General features: G+C 58.3%; 17 protein-coding genes. 11 read left to right on the top strand and 6 right to left on the bottom strand.

What is annotated here, in order from left to right; all coding sequences use genetic code 11:
- The first annotated feature begins 47 nt into the window (after positions 1–47).
- From AC2IBB_RS02215 to hypE, 6 genes are all read left to right on the top strand, one after another.
- Positions 48–821, top strand: coding sequence for an EAL domain-containing protein (locus AC2IBB_RS02215; RefSeq protein ID WP_486331279.1), 774 nt, complete (start codon positions 48–50; stop codon positions 819–821).
- A 145-nt stretch (positions 822–966) separates the two neighbouring features.
- A complete protein-coding gene (gene hypB, locus AC2IBB_RS02210) occupies positions 967–1,716 on the top strand; it encodes a hydrogenase nickel incorporation protein HypB (RefSeq protein ID WP_486331278.1) in 750 nt (249 codons plus the stop codon).
- Complete coding sequence (gene hypF / locus AC2IBB_RS02205; protein WP_486331277.1) at positions 1,683–4,040, top strand: carbamoyltransferase HypF; 2,358 nt, start codon at positions 1,683–1,685, stop codon at positions 4,038–4,040. Before hypB ends, hypF begins: the two co-directional genes overlap by 34 nt.
- Complete coding sequence (locus AC2IBB_RS02200) at positions 4,031–4,297, top strand: HypC/HybG/HupF family hydrogenase formation chaperone (RefSeq protein ID WP_486331276.1); 267 nt, start codon at positions 4,031–4,033, stop codon at positions 4,295–4,297. Before hypF ends, AC2IBB_RS02200 begins: the two co-directional genes overlap by 10 nt.
- On the top strand, positions 4,294–5,406 hold the full coding sequence (hypD, locus tag AC2IBB_RS02195; RefSeq protein WP_486331275.1) for a hydrogenase formation protein HypD: 1,113 nt from the start codon (positions 4,294–4,296) through the stop codon (positions 5,404–5,406). The genes AC2IBB_RS02200 and hypD overlap by 4 nt, the downstream gene beginning before the upstream one ends.
- The gene (hypE, locus tag AC2IBB_RS02190) at positions 5,407–6,435 is read left to right on the top strand and encodes a hydrogenase expression/formation protein HypE (RefSeq protein ID WP_486331274.1); all 1,029 of its coding nucleotides are present in this window, start codon (positions 5,407–5,409) and stop codon (positions 6,433–6,435) included.
- Positions 6,436–6,545: 110 nt separating this feature from the next.
- On the opposite strand, the gene AC2IBB_RS02185 is transcribed toward hypE, so the two are convergent.
- The 3 genes from AC2IBB_RS02185 to AC2IBB_RS02175 all read right to left on the bottom strand — a co-directional run bounded on the left by AC2IBB_RS02185 (position 6,546) and on the right by AC2IBB_RS02175 (position 9,987).
- Positions 6,546–7,796: an ABC transporter substrate-binding protein gene (locus AC2IBB_RS02185; protein ID WP_486331273.1), complete on the bottom strand. Its 1,251-nt coding sequence runs from the start codon at positions 7,794–7,796 to the stop codon at positions 6,546–6,548.
- Between the two features lie 110 nt (positions 7,797–7,906).
- Positions 7,907–8,875, bottom strand: a complete 969-nt coding sequence (locus AC2IBB_RS02180; RefSeq protein WP_486331272.1) for a glutathione S-transferase family protein — start codon at positions 8,873–8,875, stop codon at positions 7,907–7,909.
- Positions 8,876–9,000: 125 nt separating this feature from the next.
- Positions 9,001–9,987, bottom strand: coding sequence for a GlxA family transcriptional regulator (locus AC2IBB_RS02175; RefSeq protein ID WP_486331271.1), 987 nt, complete (start codon positions 9,985–9,987; stop codon positions 9,001–9,003).
- 126 nt (positions 9,988–10,113) lie between these two features.
- On the opposite strand from AC2IBB_RS02175, the gene AC2IBB_RS02170 reads away from it, so the two are divergent.
- The gene (locus AC2IBB_RS02170; RefSeq protein ID WP_486331270.1) at positions 10,114–10,722 is read left to right on the top strand and encodes a LysE family translocator; all 609 of its coding nucleotides are present in this window, start codon (positions 10,114–10,116) and stop codon (positions 10,720–10,722) included.
- A 73-nt stretch (positions 10,723–10,795) separates the two neighbouring features.
- Here AC2IBB_RS02170 and AC2IBB_RS02165 read toward each other — a convergent pair whose 3' ends face one another.
- Positions 10,796–12,139: an SPFH domain-containing protein gene (locus AC2IBB_RS02165; RefSeq protein WP_486331269.1), complete on the bottom strand. Its 1,344-nt coding sequence runs from the start codon at positions 12,137–12,139 to the stop codon at positions 10,796–10,798.
- A 236-nt stretch (positions 12,140–12,375) separates the two neighbouring features.
- Here AC2IBB_RS02165 and AC2IBB_RS02160 point away from each other — a divergent pair, with 236 nt between their 5' ends.
- The 3 genes from AC2IBB_RS02160 (at position 12,376) to AC2IBB_RS02150 (ending at position 14,960) form a co-directional block, all read left to right on the top strand.
- Complete coding sequence (locus tag AC2IBB_RS02160; RefSeq protein WP_486331268.1) at positions 12,376–13,758, top strand: ATP-binding protein; 1,383 nt, start codon at positions 12,376–12,378, stop codon at positions 13,756–13,758.
- Between the two features lie 40 nt (positions 13,759–13,798).
- Complete coding sequence (locus AC2IBB_RS02155) at positions 13,799–14,470, top strand: response regulator (protein WP_486331267.1); 672 nt, start codon at positions 13,799–13,801, stop codon at positions 14,468–14,470.
- A 103-nt stretch (positions 14,471–14,573) separates the two neighbouring features.
- Complete coding sequence (locus tag AC2IBB_RS02150; protein ID WP_486331266.1) at positions 14,574–14,960, top strand: Spy/CpxP family protein refolding chaperone; 387 nt, start codon at positions 14,574–14,576, stop codon at positions 14,958–14,960.
- A 76-nt stretch (positions 14,961–15,036) separates the two neighbouring features.
- Here AC2IBB_RS02150 and AC2IBB_RS02145 read toward each other — a convergent pair whose 3' ends face one another.
- A complete protein-coding gene (locus tag AC2IBB_RS02145) occupies positions 15,037–16,512 on the bottom strand; it encodes a cryptochrome/deoxyribodipyrimidine photo-lyase family protein (protein ID WP_486331265.1) in 1,476 nt (491 codons plus the stop codon).
- Positions 16,513–16,693: 181 nt separating this feature from the next.
- A complete protein-coding gene (locus AC2IBB_RS02140) occupies positions 16,694–17,830 on the bottom strand; it encodes a succinylglutamate desuccinylase/aspartoacylase family protein (protein ID WP_486331264.1) in 1,137 nt (378 codons plus the stop codon).
- 97 nt (positions 17,831–17,927) lie between these two features.
- Here AC2IBB_RS02140 and AC2IBB_RS02135 point away from each other — a divergent pair, with 97 nt between their 5' ends.
- A complete protein-coding gene (locus tag AC2IBB_RS02135) occupies positions 17,928–18,626 on the top strand; it encodes a hypothetical protein (protein WP_486331263.1) in 699 nt (232 codons plus the stop codon).
- The last annotated feature ends 354 nt before the right edge of the window (positions 18,627–18,980 follow it).

The raw sequence follows: 18,980 nt of genomic DNA, 5'->3' as shown, positions 1-18,980 counted from the left end.
ACTACACTGACAACAGATTGCGACTAACAACAGGAGGCTGCCAAAGGATGAAGGCGCAACACAATTTCAAATCGTTGAATTGTTCAGAATGCGCCCACGGGGCGGGTTTGAGCTTCGACTTTACCATGGCGTTCCAGCCCATCGTCAATTTACACGAGCGCAACCTGTACGCCCACGAAGCTCTGGTGCGCGGCGTCAACAATGAAAGCGCCGGAGTCATACTGGATCAGGTGGATTACAATAACCGCTATCGTTTCGATCAAGCCTGCCGGGTAAAGGCCATTGAGCTGGCCGCCAAGCTGAACCTGGATACGCGGGTCAGTATTAATTTCATGCCTAATGCGGTGTATCGCGCCGAGCTTTGTATCCGCACCACTCTGGAGTCCGCCCGCGCCCATGACCTCCCTCCTTCACGCATCATTTTTGAGTTTACCGAAGGTGAGCAAATCAAGGATCTGCCTCATGTCAGCGAGATCGTAGACGAATATAAAAAGCAGGGGTTTCTGATCGCTATCGATGATTTTGGGTCCGGCTATTCTGGTCTGAATTTGCTGGCGGAATTGAAAACAGACATTATCAAACTGGATATGCAACTGGTGCGCGACCTGCACCACCACAAACCACGCCAATCCATTGTCAGAGCCATCACGGAAGTCTGCCGCGAGCTGGATATCACTGTCATCGCCGAAGGCGTGGAGACCCTTAACGAGGCCAAAGCGCTGCGGGATTTGGGGATTTACCTGCTGCAGGGTTATTACTTTTCCAAACCGCAGTTCCAGTCTCTGTTTCAAGCCCAGCCGGATACCTTCACCGGCCTGTAAACGTCCACGTCATGACAACAAGTTTGACTTGGGGCAAGATACGGCCAAGCGCCCGCCCCAAATCCTTTGCCAAGGGGTACAATCGTCAAGGCTTGCAATGTGACGTCAATCAGCCCGCTGAAGGGCCAGCGAGAGGGAGAAAAACATGTGCGGCGTTTGCGGATGCGGCGATGAAAACACCAGCCTGAACGGCCGTCCTCTGGCGCCGGCTCACGCCCACGCGCCCGGCCTGGGACAAACCCGTATGGTGCTGATCGAGCAGGATGTCATGAACAAGAACAACCAGTTCGCCATGGCCAACCGGGATCTGCTCGGCGTCCATCAGGTGCTGGCGCTCAACCTGGTATCCAGTCCCGGCGCTGGTAAAACCACCTTGCTGACCCGCACTATCGCCGAGCTCAGCGAATCGCTGCATATGGCTGTAATCGAAGGCGACCAGCAGACTGAGTTCGACGCCGAACGTATTCGCGCCACCGGCGTCGAGGCCATACAAATCAATACCGGCAAAGGCTGTCATCTGGACGCGCATATGGTGGGCCACGCCCTGGAGCGCCTGCCTTTGCCGGAGCTGGATGTTCTGTTTATCGAGAATGTCGGCAATCTGGTCTGTCCCGCCGGTTTCGATCTGGGCGAAGCCGCCAAGGTCGCGATTCTGTCCGTCACCGAAGGCGAAGATAAGCCTCTCAAATATCCGGACATTTTCCACGCCTCCCAACTAATGCTGATCAATAAAATCGACCTTGCGCCTTACGTCGACTTCGACGTGGACAAAGCGCAGGAATACGCGCGTCGGGTCAATCCGAACATAGAAATCATCCATCTGTCCGCCAAAACCGGCGCCGGAATGGAGCAGTGGCGACAATGGCTGCAACAGCGTCTGCCCGGGAAATCCTGACCCTCAGCGGGGTGGTGCAGGGCGTCGGTTTTCGTCCTTTTGCATATCGTCTGGCCACCTCGCTGGGACTCGTCGGTAAAGTCTGGAATCAAGGCGGAGATCTGCTGATCGATATCCAAGGTTCGCCCAGTCAATTGCAGACCTATAAAACGCAACTGTTGGCGAATAAACCCACGCAAGCACAGGTTCGCGCTTTCGCCGCCCGCCCAGCGTCGGTGATTCCTCATCAAAATAGCTTTGCTATTGTCGCCTCCAAACCCGGCGCCATGCATGGCGCGCTCCCCACCGACCTGCGTTTGTGCGCCCAATGCCTTGCCGAATTATTTGATGCCCAGGATCGCCGCCACCTTTATCCTTTCATCACCTGCGCCGAGTGCGGCCCCCGCTACAGTTTGATGCGCAGTCCGCCCTTTGATCGCGCCCGAACAAGCATGAATGCTTTCCAGCAATGTCCAGAGTGTCTGCTGGAGTACAGCGACCCCGAACAACGGCGCCAGCATGCGCAAACCAACAGCTGCGCCGCTTGCGGTCCGACATTGAGCTGGCATGACGCGCAAGGCGCACTTTGTCCTGAGCCTGATCCCATTCACGCAGCCTGGCGACAACTGAGTCAGGGAGGGATCATCGCGGTGAAAGGCGTCGGCGGCGTCCACCTGATGTGCGACGCCAGCAACCTCCGCGCCGTGGCGACACTGCGCCAGCGCAAACAACGCGCCCATAAGCCCTTCGCCGTCATGGCGTTGAACCGCGCCTCGCTCACAGCGCTGGCGCAGATTGATGACCAAACGGAACACTTGCTGCAGGGTGTGGACGCTCCCATCGCGCTGACGCTCAAAGGCCCCGATTGTGACGCCCGCCTGCCCGGCGCAGCGCCCCAGTGCGCGGATGTAGGCGTCATGTATCCTTATGCGCCGATTCATTACCTGCTGTTTCACCAAGCCTTACAACGTCCCCCAGGCCTGAATTGGCTGCAGCAGGCGCATCCTCTGATCCTGATCGTCACCAGCGCCAACCTCAGCGGCGAGCCGCTGATCACCGATAACGCGCAATGCCTGCGAGAGCTGCAAGGCGTCGCCGACGGCTTCCTGTTGCACAATCGGGACATCCTGGCCCGCGCCGATGACTCCGTCGTACAACATTCACAGCCCGCCGTGTATGTCCGGCGCGGCCGCGGACTCGCTCCCCAAATCATCGAGCTGACGCAGAAAGGCCCCTCGACGCTGGCTTTCGGCGGCTTTCTCAAGAACAGCCTTTGTCTTACCCGGGATGACCGTGCTTATCTGTCGCCCTATATCGGCGATCTGGATCGCGCCGCCACCTGTCGCGACATGGATCAAAACGTGGAGCATCTATTGGCGACATTGGGCATCCAACCCGAAGTCGTCGTCTGCGACCTGCACCCTGACTTCTACAGCACCCGGGCCGCCCATGAATTCAGCAAACGTCTGAGGATTCCGCTATTGCAGGTACAGCATCACCACGCCCATTGTCTGGCGACCATGGCGGAAGCGGGGCTGCGCGATCCGGTCCTGGGACTCGCGCTGGATGGGTTCGGGCTGGGCGACGACGGCGGCATTTGGGGCGGCGAGCTGTTATGGATGAACGGCGCCGATTATCAACGTCTAGGTGGACTGCGTCCGCTGCCGCTTCCCGGTGGCGACAGCGCCGTGCGCGAGCCCTGGCGTCTTGGCGTCGCCGCCTTGCTGTCGCAAGGCCGAGAGGAGGACGCAAAGCGCCTGTTTGGCGCGCATCCGGGTTACGCGACGCTGCGCCAAATGCTGGCGAAGAACGTCAATTGTCCCCTCACCAGCAGCGCTGGACGTTACTTCGACGCCGCCGCCGCCATTCTGGGGGTGCGCCATCATACAGATTACGAAGCTCACGCAGCGATGACGCTGGAGTCCCTGTGCCGACAAACACCGCCGACTCCGGACCCCCCCCCCTTGTTTGAGATTACCTCTGAAGGCGATCTGGACCTTTATCCTCTGCTGGAAGCGCTGATTGACTGCGCTCCCCATGTCGGCGCGCGCCGGTTTCATGACCTGTTGGTTCGCGGGCTGCTGGCCTGGGTGGAGGACGCGCGCGCCAGGACTGGCGTCGACGCTATTGTGCTCGGCGGCGGCTGCTTCCTGAATCGCGTCTTGCGCGAGTCGCTGATGACCGGCCTGCGCACGCGGGGCATGCAGGTTTATCTCCCTCGCCAACTGCCGCCCAACGACAGCGGGATCAGCCTGGGTCAGGTCTGGTATGCTTATCTCCGCGCCCATCAACAACAACCTGCGCCTAACGCAACTACGGAGACGGACCAACCCGCATGTGCCTAGCCATACCGGTGCAGGTGGAAAGCCTGCTGGACAACGATGAAGCCCTGGTGGATATCGGCGGCCTGAAAAAGCGCATCTCCCTGGCGCTGGTGGAGAACGTCAACGTCGGCGATTACGTCATCCTGCATGTGGGCTACGCGCTCAGTAAGATCGATGAAGATGAAGCGCTGCGCACGTTAGCGTTATTCGACCAGATGCAGGCGCTGCAAGAAGAGCTGGACGCAAACCTGGAGCCCGGCGAGGGCGGCGACCGATGAAATATATCGACGAATTCCGTAACGGCGATTACGCCGCCGAAGTGGCGCGCCGCATCTGCGCAGAAGCGAGCCCCGGGAGACGTTATCGCTTCATGGAGTTTTGCGGCGGCCACACGCACACTCTGTTCCGCTATGGCGTCCCGGACCTGCTGCCTGCCAATGTGAACATGATTCACGGGCCCGGCTGTCCGGTGTGCGTGCTGCCCATGGCGCGCATCGACGCCGCCATTGAGCTGGCCGTGCGTCATCAGGTTATTTTGTGCAGTTATGGCGACATGTTGCGGGTTCCCGGCGCCCATCGCAGCAGTCTGCTGAAAGCGAAAGCCCAAGGCGCCGACGTGCGTATGCTGTATTCTCCGGCGGACGCATTGCGCATCGCCCAGGAACACCCGCAGCGACAAGTGGTGTTTTTCGCCATCGGTTTTGAAACCACTACGCCGCCCACCGCCGCCGTACTGCTGAAAGCGCAGGAACTAAAGCTGCGCAACTTTTCCGTCTTCTGCAACCACGTCCTGACGCCACCGGCGATCACCGGCATTCTGGAGCCCGCGCAGCAGGCTGGCGAATCTGTTATCGAGGGTCTGGTAGGACCCGGCCATGTCAGCGTCATCACTGGCGGCGACGCTTACGCTTCGCTGGCGCGGCGCTATCGCACCCCCATCGTCATCGCCGGCTTTGAGCCGCTCGACATCCTGCACGCAATCCTGTTGCTGGTGCGCCAGTGCAACGAAAAACGCTACGACGTGGAAAACCAATACTCCCGCGCCGTGACCGCGTCCGGCAACGCCAAAGCCCAATCAATGGTGGCGCAGACCATGACACTGCGCGATAGCTTCGAGTGGCGCGGCCTGGGCTGGATGCCGCACAGCGCCTTACAAATCAGGCCGCAATTCGCCGATTACGACGCGGAGACGCGTTTTGAATTGAGCCCCAGCGAGGCGCGGGAGAACAAAGCCTGCGAGTGCCCGGCGGTGTTGCGCGGCGCGAAGTCGCCGACTGACTGCAAACTGTTCGCCACCGTCTGCACCCCCGACAACCCCATCGGCGCCTGTATGGTGTCTTCCGAAGGCGCCTGCGCCGCCCACTACAGTTACGGACACGCCCGTTAGATGAGCCTGCAACCCGACTTTCGCCACGGCTGCGTGGAGATGATTCATGGCGGCGGCGGCCGCGCCATGCGACGATTGATTGACGACCTGTTTTTACAGGCTTTTGATAACCCGCTGCTGCGCGCCGGCGACGATCAGGCCTGCTTTCAGGTAGCGCCGGGGCGTCTCGTCATGACCACAGACAGTCACGTGATATCGCCTTTGTTCTTCCCTGGCGGGGATATCGGCGCTCTCGCCGTGCACGGCACAGTCAACGACGTCTGTATGGCCGGCGCGGTTCCCCTGTATCTGTCCGCCGCCTTCATTCTGGAAGAAGGGTTTCCACTGAGCGACTTGCGCCGTATTGTCTTGTCCATGGCGGCAGCGGCGCGGGAGGCGGGCGTCGCCATCGTCACCGGCGACACCAAGGTAGTGGAGCGGGGCAAAGGCGATGGTGTATTCATCACCACCACCGGAGTTGGACGACTGCCGGCAAACGTCAATTGCAGCGTGGCGCGAGTGGCGGTTGGCGATCGTATTCTGGTGAGCGGCTTCCTCGGCGATCATGGCGTTGCGATACTGTCGCAACGGGAAAATCTGGAGTTTGAGGCCAGCCTGCGCTCAGACAGCCAAAGCCTGCACGATCTGGTGGCGACCATGATCGATATCGAGCCGGATCTGCACTGCATGCGCGACCCCACCCGCGGCGGACTGGCGGCGACGCTCAATGAAATCGCGCAGCAGGCGCAAGTGGGTATGCGCCTGCACGAGCGCGCGATCCCGGTTCGTGAAGAAGTGCGCGCCGCCTGTGAGTTCCTGGGACTGGACCCGTTATACATCGCCAATGAAGGCAAATTGATCGCGTTCTGCGCGCCGGAGCGGGCGCAAGCCTTGTTGGACGCAATGCGTGAGCACCCGAAAGGAGGTGACGCCGCCATCATCGGCGAGGTTATGGAGGACCCTCGCTGCTTCGTGCGACTGCGCACAAATTTCGGCGGAGAACGGGTCGTGGACTGGCGCAGTGGCGACCCCCTGCCGCGCATTTGTTAGCAACAGATTAAGCTTCGGCGTCAAACGTTAATAACCAGACGCATACATGCGCCTGCGCGGCGGCTGGCCGCAGAAGTCAAGTAATAGAAAAAAGCTATGTGTCTGCCTGATTAATAGTGTTTTTCCCTGGCCCGCTCCAATGCCGCCTGAGTACGCTCAATATCCCGCACCACCATGAACTCGGTGAAAATTCTTACGGCCTCATCCGCCATCGCCTTAGGAGAATCCCGGTCGTAAAACTGGGAAATGCCCGCCGCTGACTGTAACAACTCCGCACCGGCGCGAATGAAGTAGTCGTCGCCGTGCGGCGCGCGTCGATGCGTGGAGATCTTGCCGACTTTGTCATTCAGAGCCGCCTGCACGTCCGCTCGGCCGATAAAAGCCAGGAACTTCCTGGCTAACGCTTTGTTGCCAGAATTGGCTGGCAGCAGAAAGACATCCGTCGGCGCCTCTTCGTAACGCGGCAAGTCAGGATTAATGACCGGGAAAGGCGCGAACCGGAAGTCCGCCGCCAGGTCATCCGGCAACGTGCTGCTGAAGAAATTGCCCATCAACAACATGCCCGCATGACCGCGATAGAGCAACGGCAGCGATTGCTTCCAGTCCCACTCCCTATGCAGCTTGTGATCGATAAAGCAGTCTTTATCCAGCAGGGTTTTCCAGTGCTCGAACACATTGCGTACACGCGGGTCTGTGTAGGAAGCAAGTCCACTGGTCAGCTCACGATGGAACGTCAGCCCGTTGATGCGTAGATTGAGATAGTCGAACCAGGCGGCGGCGGTCCAATGATAATGGGTGCCGATGGTGATCGGCGCAACGCCGGCTTTGCGCATGTCGCCGCATAGTTTTAACAGTCCATCCCAATCCTGAGGAGGTTGCAGCCCGAGCTGATTGAATACAGAGCGCCGGTAATATAGCCCCCACTGATAATAGGAGTAGGGAATAGCGTAAACGCGCCCTCGCCAGGATACGGTGTCTTTGATCGCCTCGGTGTAATCCGCATCGAAGTTTTCCGCTTCCCACAAATCGTCGAGAGGCTCGACAAAACCTCTACGCACATATTGCAGCAGACGTTCTCCCGCCTGCCAATAGAGCACATCCGCCGGCTCGTTTTTACTTAACCAGCGCTCAATGCCGCCTTTGTAGGCATCTTCGTCATAGGCCAGCCAACGTATGCTTAGACCAGGATTTTCCTTCTCGAACTGACGGGACAATTCATTGAACGCCGCTCGCTGATCTCCGCTGAACACCATCAGCGCCACTTTAAGATCCTGCGCCTGCGCCGTATGGGCCTGCATCGACATTGCAATCGCCAGCCACAGGAACGCGAGTAACCACTTTTTATCCTTGCCGCCTAACATAGCGCCATTTCGCCCTCCAGGCGACGCAGTGAGTGCTCGCGCCGCTCCGTATTATTTCAGGTAACCGCTAATAGCCTAGACCCTGTCGCCGCATCCAGCCACCCGACGATTTACGCCATGACCCGCACCGGTCCACGGTCATGCGGTCCGTTCAACACGCACTCCGGCCCCACAGGAACGATGCGCGTGGGGTTGATGGTGACGTGGCTGTAGTAGTAATGGCGCTTGATATGCGCCAGATTGACGGTCTCCGCCACTTGCTCATGCTGATACAGCTGACGCATGTATTGGCTCAGATTGGGGAAGTCGGCGATTCGCCGCAGGTTGCATTTGAAATGGCCATAGTAAACGACGTCAAAGCGAATCAAGGTGGTGAATAAACGCCAGTCCGCCTCCGTCAGAAACTCCCCCGCCAGGAAAGATTGCCGCGCCAGAATCGCCTCCACTCTGTCGAGGGCGGCGAAGAGTCCTGTGAATGCTTCTTCGTAGGCTTCCTGGGTGGTGGCGAAGCCACAGCGATACACGCCATTGTTGATCTGGGCGTATACCCAGTCGTTGACGGCGTCGATGCGCTCACGCAGCGGTTCGGGGTAAAAGTCGGCGTGATTGCCGGTCAGATCGTTAAAGGCGTCATTGAACATGCGGATGATCTCCGCAGACTCGTTATTGACGATCGTCTGCGTCTGTTTGTCCCATAACACCGGTACGGTGACGCGGCCGCTGTATTGCGCATGCGCCTTCAGGTAAAGCTGATACATGAAATCAACGCCATACAGGTGATCCGGCAGCCCTTTGGCGGCGTCAAACTCCCACCCGTTGTCCAACATGTCCGGAGATACGACGGAAACGCTGATATGAGGCTCCAGTCCTTTCAGCTTGCGGAAAATCAGGGTGCGATGAGCCCAGGGGCAGGCCAGACTGACATACAGATGATAACGACCCGACTGCGCCGGAAATCCATCTTCCCCCGCAGCGCTGACGCGGCGACGGAAGCGCGACGCCTCACGCTCGAACCTGCCTCCGCTTTTGGCGGTGTCGTACCATTGATCGCGCCAGACTCCGTCTACCAACAACCCCATAACCCACTTTCTCCCGGTGAACCTGTCAAACCCTCACATTAGAAGCTATACCATTGAATAAAAAGCTTAAAAATTGTGTTAAAAGGTTCGAATAAAGGGAAAGAACGGCCGGGCGAAAGCGGGATTCAGCCGCCGTTTTTACGAAACGCATCTGGACTGACGCCGAAACGCTGACGAAACATCTTGCAGAGGTGGCTGACGTCCTGCGCGCCGATTTCATCAGCCAGCGCAGCCAGACTGTGGTGGGAGTTCAGCAAGCGCCAGCGCACATGCTGCAAGCGCATTTCCCGCCAGTAAGCCCGCGCCGTACAGTGAAACTCAGCGATAAAGAGACGGTCCAACTGGCGGCGGCTGACGCCGATAGCCACTGCGATGTCTTCAATAGTAAAAGAGCCCTCCAACCACTGTCGCATCAGACTGACTGCGCGCCCCAGGTTGCGACCCAGTCCGCTCTCATGGGCCAGAGATTTCAACGAATGGGTTTCGCTGCGGGCTTCGTCCACCAACATATCCGCCAACCCTTTCAACGCCCGCGTTTTGCCACAATGACGCGCCAACAGCTCCACCGCCAGGTCCACTGCGGCGACGCCTCCCGCACAGCTGATGCGCCCGCCGTCGAAGCAATACAGCTGCCCAGTGCGGACTTCAATACGCGGGAAGGCGACCTGAAACTCCTGCACATGGCGCCAATGCATCGCGACTTTGGCTCCCTGCAACAACCCTGCGGCGGCCAGCAGAAAACAGGCGTTATCGATGCTGACCAGAGACAATCCCTGTGCGGCGGCCTTGCGCAGCACAGGCCCGTATTCACTGGCCAATTCCATGCTGCGACGGGCGGTGCGGCCGCCGAACACCACCAGATAGTCGAAATCAGTCAGGCGCGTATGCGCCGCCGTTTCCTGCACTTCGATCGCGACGCCGCTGCTGGAGACAATGTAACCCGGCTCCAGACCCAACACGCGCCAGGCGCAATAACGCTGCGCGCTGTAGTCCTCTTCATCCGCAGTAAAACGCAGCTTATCCAGAAAACCGCCGAAGGGCAGCATGGTGAATTCCGGCAGCGGCAATAGCAAAAAGCGCACGTCCGGGGTAGCGGGGCCGGGTTGGGTCATATTCACTCGTCGAGCTTCAGTCAAACACAATGTCGTAAATCTACCCTACTATGTCCAGTATCTACCATTCAAATCCGCGCTCTCGTCTTAGACTGTTCACATCACCCACTCACTAAGGCGTTAGCAATGACTCTGCAAACCTGGCTTTTATTCCTGGCCGCCAGCGCCGGCCTGTCCTGCTCCCCCGGTCCCAATGGTTTGCTGGCGCTGACCCATGGCGTTGTTTATGGACGCGCCCGAGCCATCTTCACGATTATTGGAGGCGTATTGGGGTTTCTTCTGTTAATGATGCTGTCCATGTTCGGCGTCGGCGCCTTGCTGCAATCCTCCGCCACGGCGCTGACCGTCCTGCAGTGGCTCGGGGGAGCGTATCTGGTGTGGCTGGGAATCCAGCAATGGCGGGCTCCGGGGCTGCGCCTCAATCCGAATGGGGAGACGGCGCGCACCAATGTCATGCTGTTCCGCCAGGGCGCCCTGGCGGCGCTGTCCAATCCTAAGGTACTGATTTTCTTCGCCGCGTTTCTGCCGCAGTTTGTCGACCCGCAACAAGCGCTGCCGGTCCAGTTCGCCGTCATGGCGCTGACCTTCGCCATGATTGAGTTCATGGTGGAGGCGCTGCTGGCGCAAACCGCGCATCACATCGGGCCTAAACTGGAACAACATGGCGCACGCTTCAATCAGGTTTGCGGCGGATTGTTTATCCTGATCGGCCTCGCCCTGCCGCTCTCACGCTAGGGACTGCGGACGTTTGACGGCGATTGTTATTAATCGGGCAGGCAAATAGCTTCCTTCCGCTTGTCTGCTACGATCAGTCGGCGGCTTTGCCGATCTCCCGCTCGTAGGCCAGTCGTTTGGCCGCGTCCAGCGTCAGCATTTGCATAAAGGCGGTGACTTCCGTATCGGAGCCCTGTGGGGCGCCGCCGGCGCTCCCCCCGCCAAAAACGTTGGTCGGCACCGCACGACGGGCGAAGGCGTCCGCCCACAGCTTGTGAATTTCGATTTCCGCATCCAGCTTCTGCGCCAGTGCGTTGTCCGCTTTCAGGATCACTTCTTTCTGGTAGGCTTCCGCTTCCGCCAGAGTGCGCTTGGTTTCCGCTTCAATGCGGGCTTTTTCCAGATTGATCTCAGCCGTTTCCTTTTCGATGCGCGCCTGCTCCTTGAGCTTGGTCGCAGAGGTCACAGCCAACTGTTTGTCCGTTTCCGCTTCGGTGGTTTTCTGAATCTGGTCCACCTTGGCCTTGGCCTGACGCTCTGCTACTTCGCGCTCGCCGCGGGCGATCGCCAGCAGGCGCTGTTCTTCTTCCTGAATACGCTGCTCACGGGCAATGGCGCGGTCGGCGCTGGCTTTCTGCTTCAATTGCATGCGCTCAATGAAACGATTGTTGGGGGTCATGTCGGTAATGCGCGCATCCACCACGCTGATGCCGAACTGGGTGAACTTTTGATCCTTGCGACGGGGAGCGCCCTCGCCATCCACCACTTTGCGCACCACGAACACCGCCTTGGCTTCGTCACCGTATTCTTCTTGAGAGGCTCCCATCGAAGCGTTGGCGGAACCGGAAATTTTACGCTGTGAGCTGATCAGCATTTCCTCGCGCTTGACGATGTAGATGCCGTTGGACATCTGGTTTTCGAATTCCGTGTTGAACTCAGTGCGTCCGCCGCTGTAGTAATCCTCTGCGCTCATCAGCGATGCGGTGGCCTGCAGGGTTTCCTTGAACGCCGGAATCAACGCCGTGCGCAACAGGTTAGCGGGAGTGCGGTACTCGTGCGCCAGACGAGTGAAACCTTCCTGATCAGTGGGAATGCTGAAGCGGACGGTGGCTTCCGCTGCGGCGTCCACCTGGTCCAGGAACATGATTTTCAGCGGCGGCAACGCGGCGCTGGTTTCTGAGTTCTCCACTTCGACGTAAGAAACGGAGCTGTCGCCGCCTTTCACCGCCTGCACGGTCAACGCGCGCTTCCAGGCGTTCCAGCGGCCCCACAGGTAAAACTGGTAGCCCACGTCAGACACCACGTGTTCATCCCCCAGAATCGTTCTGACGTGATACACATAGCCGGGCTCGGCGTAAAAGATGCTGTTCCAGGTGACGACGACAGTCAGAACAAGGCCTGTCAGGATGGATATCAATCCAATTGATAAATTGCGCATGGGAATTCCACAAGGTAGGTAAAAAAACCGGCGTATCTTAGAGAAAAATTAAATTTTGGTAAATAACGTCGAACCTTGGGTTTATGACCGCCTTCACACTCCTGTCGCGAGGGGGAAAATGTGAAAAAACTTAGGAAATCCCCCCACAGAGCCCGTCTAAGCTTAACGACGTCGGGAAAAGCCGCTAGATTAACCGGTGAAGCGACCTATCCCGACCAGGCCAACCGGAAACCGACGTGCGCATTCAAACCAAGCTTATTCTGGCGTTGCTGATAGCGACCACCGCGATGTTCGCCGCCATGTACTCCCTCATGCAATGGAGTTTCGACCGTGGATTTCTGGACTACGTCAATCGCCGCGACCTGCAGCGACAGGAGACGCTGATCAAAAACCTGCAACGGTTTTACCAGCATACGGGCGGCTGGGAGACGCTGCGCCGGGACCATAATCTGTGGCGCAGGCTGCTGGAGGCGGAGGACGAAGACGAGCAGCCCTGGCGGCGCTCCCGGCGCGACGAGGGCGCGCATCCGGAGCGTCCCCGTCCGCCGCGTCCCCCCACATTGCTGGACGCCGACAAACACGTAGTGATTGGCCGCTACCGCGACGACTTCATCATGGCGCCGATCAAGCTGAACGATCAGATTATCGGCTGGCTGGCGTTGCCGCCGCGGGTGCGGGTGACGGAACAAAACGACCTGGCGTTCAGCCAAAGCCAAGACAAAGCATTCCTGATCATAAGCACCCTGATGGTGGCCATATCCCTGTTGATCGCGCTGCCGCTGGCGCGCCAATTCGTTATTCCCATCAAACGTCTGGCCGCAGCCACCCGGCGCCTGGCGCAGGGTGCTTATGACGTGGAGCTGAAAGTCTCAGGCAAAGACGAACTGGGACAGTTGGCGCGGGACTTCCACCAACTGGCGCAAACGCTCGAATCCAATGAAACCGCCCGACGCCGCTGGATTGCAGATATTTCCCATGAGTTGCGCACGCCTTTGGCCATCGCCAAAGGCGAACTGGAGGCGCTGGTGGATGGCGTTCGCCCCACCAACCGGGACAATCTGTTATCAATCCAGCAGGAGATCGAACACCTGCAGAAACTGATCAACGACCTGTATGAACTGACCAACGCCGAAGTGGGGGCGCTGCGCTATCAGAAAGACGAAGAAGATCTGCGCCTGATTCTGCAGCACGCCCTGGACAGGCATCACGCCAATATCACCGCCGCCGGCTTTCAACTGATCACCGATCTGGCGCCCAGTCCGGCGATGGTGTGGGCGGACGCCACACGGCTGAGCCAGCTGCTGGACAACTTGTTCAGCAACACGTGCAAATACGCCGACCCAGGCGCTCAGGTGCGCGTCGCCCTCAGCGTGGACCCTGGCCATGTGCGACTGCGTATTGAAGACTCCGGCCCCGGCGCGCCGGATGAGGCGCTGCCCAAACTGTTCGACCACCTTTACCGGGTGGAGAACTCGCGCAATCGCAACACAGGCGGCTCCGGGCTTGGACTGGCGATTTGCCGTAAAATCGTCGAAGCTCATGAGGGCGAAATCAACGCCTCCCGCTCTCCTCTCGGCGGACTGGCCATAGACGTGACCCTGCCGGCCTGCAACGAATGAGCCCGGCCTTCTTATCTGAATGACAGCGGAGACATCGCACATGCCTCAGACCCGCATATTCATCGTGGAAGATGAACCAAAACTAGCCAGTCTGATGAAAGACTATCTGCAGCAGGAAGGCTATCAATGCGACATCATTGGCGACGGTCAGCAGGCGCTGGAGAAGATCCGCGCCAGCGCGCCGGACCTTATTCTGCTGGATCTGATGTTGCCGGGTCTGGATGGCCTCTCCGTATGCCGGGAAGTGCGCCGTTTCACCGACACGCCCATCATTATGGTGACCGCCCGGGTGGAGGAAATCGACCGCTTGCTTGGTCTGGAGCTGGGCGCGGACGACTATGTCTGCAAACCTTTCAGTCCACGGGAGGTGGTAGCCCGGGTCAAGGCTATTCTGCGACGCGTACGCAACAGGTCAGCGGAAGATGAACGCCCGCTGCTGCTGGACCCCTCGCGCTATCGCGCAGTCTTGCAGGGCAAACCGCTGGAGCTGACCGCCATTGAGTTTCAACTGCTGAAAATGCTGGCGGACGAGCCCGGTCGTATCTTTTCCCGCAGCCAGCTCATGGATGGCATCTATCAGGATCATCGCATCGTCAGCGACCGTACCGTGGACAGCCATATCAAGAAACTGCGCAAGAAGATGACGGAGCTGTTCCCCGATCAGGATTACATCCACTCCGTGTATGGACTCGGTTATAAATACGAAGGATGACAGCCCTGTAATCTCCGTTCCTTAATGCCTCCACATTTTCTGCACATTTCAGGCTTAGATTGAAACTCACACAAAGCCAAACAGGAAATTGAGGAAAACGGTTATGAAAAAATTCGCTGCATTCACCCTGACTTGTTTAATCGCCGCCAGCGGATTCGCAGTGGCCAAGGGCGGCCCCCACCAAGGCCCGAACATTGACCGTCTGGCGGAAAAGCTGTCGCTGACGGAAGAACAGAAATCACAGTTTCAGACCATCATGGAGGAAAGCCGCGAACAGCGTCATACCCTGATGGAGCAATACAAACCGCAACGCGAAGAGATGCGCACAGCGATGGAAAGTCTGCGTACGCAGACCGACGCGAAACTGTCCACAGTACTGAACGCGGAGCAAATGGAAAAACTGAAAGAAATGCACGAGGCGCGCGGCAAGCATAAAGAGCGTCGCCGTCACCCTGAAAACTGCGACAAAGAAGGCGACGAAGAGGCATAACGCTTCGTCCGTTGCAGGCTCCCCTTCTTCGCCGGCCGCCTCAGGGCGCGCCGGCTTTTTTGCGTGTGCGTGACGCTCAGTCCAGCTTGATGGAACGCAAGTGAGCCGCGCGCACGCGGGCGGTCTCCATCGGGTCGAGTCGCTCCTCCAAATGCGCTTTCAAACGCTGGCCGGCGATAAGCGAAGCATCTTCGTTATTGATGATAGGCAAAGGATAATCCTGCCCTAATACGCAACCGGACATGATTTGCTCCGCATGGGGCATTTTCCAGGGCGCATGCAGATAAGCGTCGCTCACTTCCCGCAACGCGGAACATTCCGCCCGGATAAATTTGCCGGCGGGATCAAGTCGATGAGACTCCGTGACCGGATTGTGGATCTTCTGCTCAAACATCCCCGTGGTGCCAGCGAACTGCTGGGTGAGAGGAAAGTGCACCGCAGGGTCGTAGTCCGTTGACAGGCGCGCCATATGCAACGCCGGTTCGCGCCAGTGCAGCCATAACTGATTAGCGGCGAAGGACAGCAACAGCCCACGTAACTGGTGGTTGATCCAACCGTAGTTGGTCAGCGCCTTCATGGCGGCGTCGATAAGAGGAAATCCGGTCTCGGCATTTTTCCAGGCTTCGAATTTAGCCTCGTCAAATTCATGCTCGCGCAGTCCGTTAAAACTTTTGTGCAGATTGAGGGACTCCATGCCCGGCTCATCCTCCATCTGCTGCATGTAGTGACTGCGCAGATATAAGCGGGACAGAAACTCGTTCATGGACTTCACCCAGTCCGCAGAGCGACGGGTATGATACGTCTGCAGGGCCCGCCTTGACTGCTGCACGGTCTCCCGTAAGCTGATCACGCCGTGCGCCAGATAGGGGCTCAGGCGGGAACCGCCTTCAAAGGAGGTGGCGGGGTAATGGGCGTCACGAAAGTAATGCTTACCTCGCGCCTGCAGAAAGCTCTTCAACTCCTCGGCGGCGGCGGCGCGTCCGCCTGCCTGTCGCAACACGCAGGGGCTGGGGTCCGCCCCGATGGTCTCCGGCCAGGTTTCAGGCTTGAGCGGGGACGTGCCCACCATTGGCAACGATTTGGGGCTGGGGTAGCGGGTCTGCGCCATGAAATCCTTCCAGGCGGCCTGCCAGCGCTCAGCGCCCGTAGCGCGACGCAGTACGCCGCAGACTGGCCACTCCCGCCACAGCACGCCATTACGGCGACACCATTCGCGAACGATCTGGTTGCGCCGATTGCACCACTGCACCCCGGTTTCCTGGTGGGAATACAGCTCAAAGACGCCAAACCGGTCTTTCAGGTACTCAAGCACATTGATCATGCTGTCATGCATAAACCACAGAGGCTGGCCCAGCTTGGTCAGCGTCTGGTCCAGCTCCAGCAGCGTTTCCCGCACAAATGCCCAACGCCGCTCGCCAGCGTCGGGCAACGCCCAATATTCCGGCTCCGCCACATACAGTGGCGCGACCGGACCTTGTCGGGCGGCGTGATATAGCGGCCCATGATCGGTGACCCTGAGGTCACGTTTAAACCAGACAACCCTTACTGTCACTGACTCCACACCTGATCAGACTCACACCATCAAAACGCTTAGACTCCCCGTTATTATGTCCCGGTTCGCTGTCCATCTCTGTCGCGGAGCCGGGATGTCCCTTCGCCATACGCAGCCTTTTACCGCGTTTAGACGTTCACAGCCAAATAAATAGTTGTAATCTAAGTGTCGGCAATGGCGCTTAAAGTTGCAACAAATTGCCGATTTTGCGATGCGGCAGCGGTTTTTCACCGCACACCTTGGCGATCTGATCTCCCGGCCGCACCAGTCGACGGTGGGTGCGCGCCATCAGATATCCCGCCGTGCGCGCCCGCACAAGCGTGCGCTGATTGGGCTGGTCGCTGTCCAGGCTGACGATCTCAGCAAAAACCTCCCCTTGCTCCAGCCAGGCGTCCAACGGCTTTTGAAACACCAGCAAACCGGCGGTCTCCGCCTTCATGGAATCCACGGACTCCAAGGCGCTGACATGGACGTCCTCCAGTTGCGGCGCCTGTGCGTCGCCCACAACAAGATTTTCGCTGACCAGAAAATTGTACAGATTGGCGGCGTCGACGGCGGCCAGTTCATCTGATACGTCGTATTGGCCGCGATATTCCACCGTCACCGCCAGCTTGGGCATTTCCATAGGGTTATCAGGGAAGTCCTTCTGCAGCCAGTGCCAGGGCTGCAAGTGAGAACCATCGAAAGCGACAACGCCATCCAGGTCCTCCGTCAACAGGTAACGGGCGCCGATATGGCGACACAGATCCTGCGCCTTGTCCGCCTGACGTTTGACGGAATAGACATGGGCGCTGGAGTGATCGTCGCAATGCAGATCGAAAACATAGTCAGCGTCGATGGACAGGGCGAGCAGGGTTTTCTTCAACGCGGTGGTTTCATCTTCCGCCAGCTCCGCCGCCACCGCGGCGCGTAAAGCGCTGCGCACCAGCTCATTGTTGCTTTCCAGGTCAGAGCCAAGTCGACCTTCCACACTGTCGCGAGTATCCAGATAAAGATCCGCAAAGTTGCGGTTGAAATTACCAGTGCCAGTCAGGTCGAATCGACCCGCCACATAGCCGAATACATTCTGAGAAAGACCAATGGGGTTGGCGTAGGGGACCACAATGATTTCCCCTGGGATCGCGTTCCGGCGCTCCGACTCCTGCAATAACGCCAGCAGATGTTGCAGCACCAGCAGACCAGGCCACTCATCCGCATGCAGACCCGCTTGGAAATACACTTTCGGGCGCGCATCCGCCTGTCCCAGCCGATGGACAAGCAACTCCCGACGGGTGCCGGGGGACGGGCTCATCAATTGAATACGCTCGGTTCGCATCATTCACCTCTGAATAAATTCCATGCCTTAATAGCGCAATCGTCAATTGCGCACTATAGCATTAAAGTGTCAGCTAAACGCGATGCCACAGCAGGCCGCCATGCAACCGCAACGAATCGCCTGGTGCAATTTTTTTCTACCCATGCTGGTGGCGCACGCCGCCTGGCTCTGGAGCAGTCTGGTCGGCGCTATCGATGGATGTCTGCCGTACTGGGACGGTTGCGTATCCATCAGCAAGTCGGCGCGCTCCAGCGACGCGTTGTATCTGTTTCGCGCCGGCATGATCATCCATGCCGTCCTGTTAGTCGTCTTCTGGTTCCAGGCAGGCTCTTTTCTCAGGCTCAGCCAGAACAGGGGCGGCGTCCCGCTCGCCATGCAGTGGCTGGGCGCAATCGGCGCCCTGTTCCTGGTGTTATACGCAGACTTTCTTGGTGTGGACGGACGTTTTTATCGTTTACTGCGGCAGTATGGCGTCACCATTTATTTCTCTTTCACCGTGCTGGCGCAAATGCTGTTTTTACGAAGTCTCTTGACGCTGTCGCGCGTCCCCGGATATCAGATCGCCCGCGTACGCATATGGCTGCGCGCCAAGTTCTGGCTGTGCTGGTGGATGCTGGCGCTGGGCCTGGCCAGCGTCGCCAATAGCCTGCTGCTGGAGAATCCCGCCAAGGACCGTTGGGAGAATGTCATCGAGTGGTTTTTCGCCTCCAGTATGACCACTTACTTCGCTTTCACCGCCATGATCTGGCGTCGCCTGGGCTATCGGCAGAGCCCGCAGCTGGACGCCTCCTCCCGCTAGAACCTGACCAGAGGGACAAAATGCACCGCAATGGAGCAGCCAGGATTAGATTTAGGGCATGACAACTTTATGCCGGCCTCCGTAAATTCTACTCAAAGATATAAAAATACTTTTATTATCAATCTGTTAAACAAACACCATGGAATTGGCACAGTCTGTGCGATAAACAGGGTGAAGAGATTTCGCTAAGTTGTTACAGGCTTAACGTTTCTTCATCAATAGTCAGGGTACTTCTTTTGTACAACGACTGTTACCTCTACGCTCGTGCCTTAAGCCTCGCGATGGGACCAGGATGGACTTTTTAATAGGGACACCCCGGAAGCGAGGCATTTTTTTGCCTGCGCGGCGGATGCC

The sequence above is a fragment of the Hahella sp. NS-SX17 genome (assembly GCF_057367735.1).
This window is presented reverse-complemented; position numbering and strand designations above follow the sequence as displayed.

Excerpts from the sequence above, each read along its gene's own strand:
- AC2IBB_RS02215 (WP_486331279.1), top strand. The coding sequence starts at position 48 with ATGAAGGCGCAACACAATTTCAAATCGTTGAATTGTTCAGAATGCGCC.
- hypB (WP_486331278.1), top strand. The coding sequence starts at position 967 with ATGTGCGGCGTTTGCGGATGCGGCGATGAAAACACCAGCCTGAACGGC.
- hypF (WP_486331277.1), top strand. The coding sequence starts at position 1,683 with ATGGCTGCAACAGCGTCTGCCCGGGAAATCCTGACCCTCAGCGGGGTG.
- AC2IBB_RS02200 (WP_486331276.1), top strand. The coding sequence starts at position 4,031 with ATGTGCCTAGCCATACCGGTGCAGGTGGAAAGCCTGCTGGACAACGAT.
- hypD (WP_486331275.1), top strand. The coding sequence starts at position 4,294 with ATGAAATATATCGACGAATTCCGTAACGGCGATTACGCCGCCGAAGTG.
- hypE (WP_486331274.1), top strand. The coding sequence starts at position 5,407 with ATGAGCCTGCAACCCGACTTTCGCCACGGCTGCGTGGAGATGATTCAT.
- AC2IBB_RS02185 (WP_486331273.1), bottom strand. The coding sequence starts at position 7,796 with ATGTTAGGCGGCAAGGATAAAAAGTGGTTACTCGCGTTCCTGTGGCTG.
- AC2IBB_RS02180 (WP_486331272.1), bottom strand. The coding sequence starts at position 8,875 with ATGGGGTTGTTGGTAGACGGAGTCTGGCGCGATCAATGGTACGACACC.
- AC2IBB_RS02175 (WP_486331271.1), bottom strand. The coding sequence starts at position 9,987 with ATGACCCAACCCGGCCCCGCTACCCCGGACGTGCGCTTTTTGCTATTG.
- AC2IBB_RS02170 (WP_486331270.1), top strand. The coding sequence starts at position 10,114 with ATGACTCTGCAAACCTGGCTTTTATTCCTGGCCGCCAGCGCCGGCCTG.
- AC2IBB_RS02165 (WP_486331269.1), bottom strand. The coding sequence starts at position 12,139 with ATGCGCAATTTATCAATTGGATTGATATCCATCCTGACAGGCCTTGTT.
- AC2IBB_RS02155 (WP_486331267.1), top strand. The coding sequence starts at position 13,799 with ATGCCTCAGACCCGCATATTCATCGTGGAAGATGAACCAAAACTAGCC.
- AC2IBB_RS02150 (WP_486331266.1), top strand. The coding sequence starts at position 14,574 with ATGAAAAAATTCGCTGCATTCACCCTGACTTGTTTAATCGCCGCCAGC.
- AC2IBB_RS02140 (WP_486331264.1), bottom strand. The coding sequence starts at position 17,830 with ATGATGCGAACCGAGCGTATTCAATTGATGAGCCCGTCCCCCGGCACC.
- AC2IBB_RS02135 (WP_486331263.1), top strand. The coding sequence starts at position 17,928 with ATGCAACCGCAACGAATCGCCTGGTGCAATTTTTTTCTACCCATGCTG.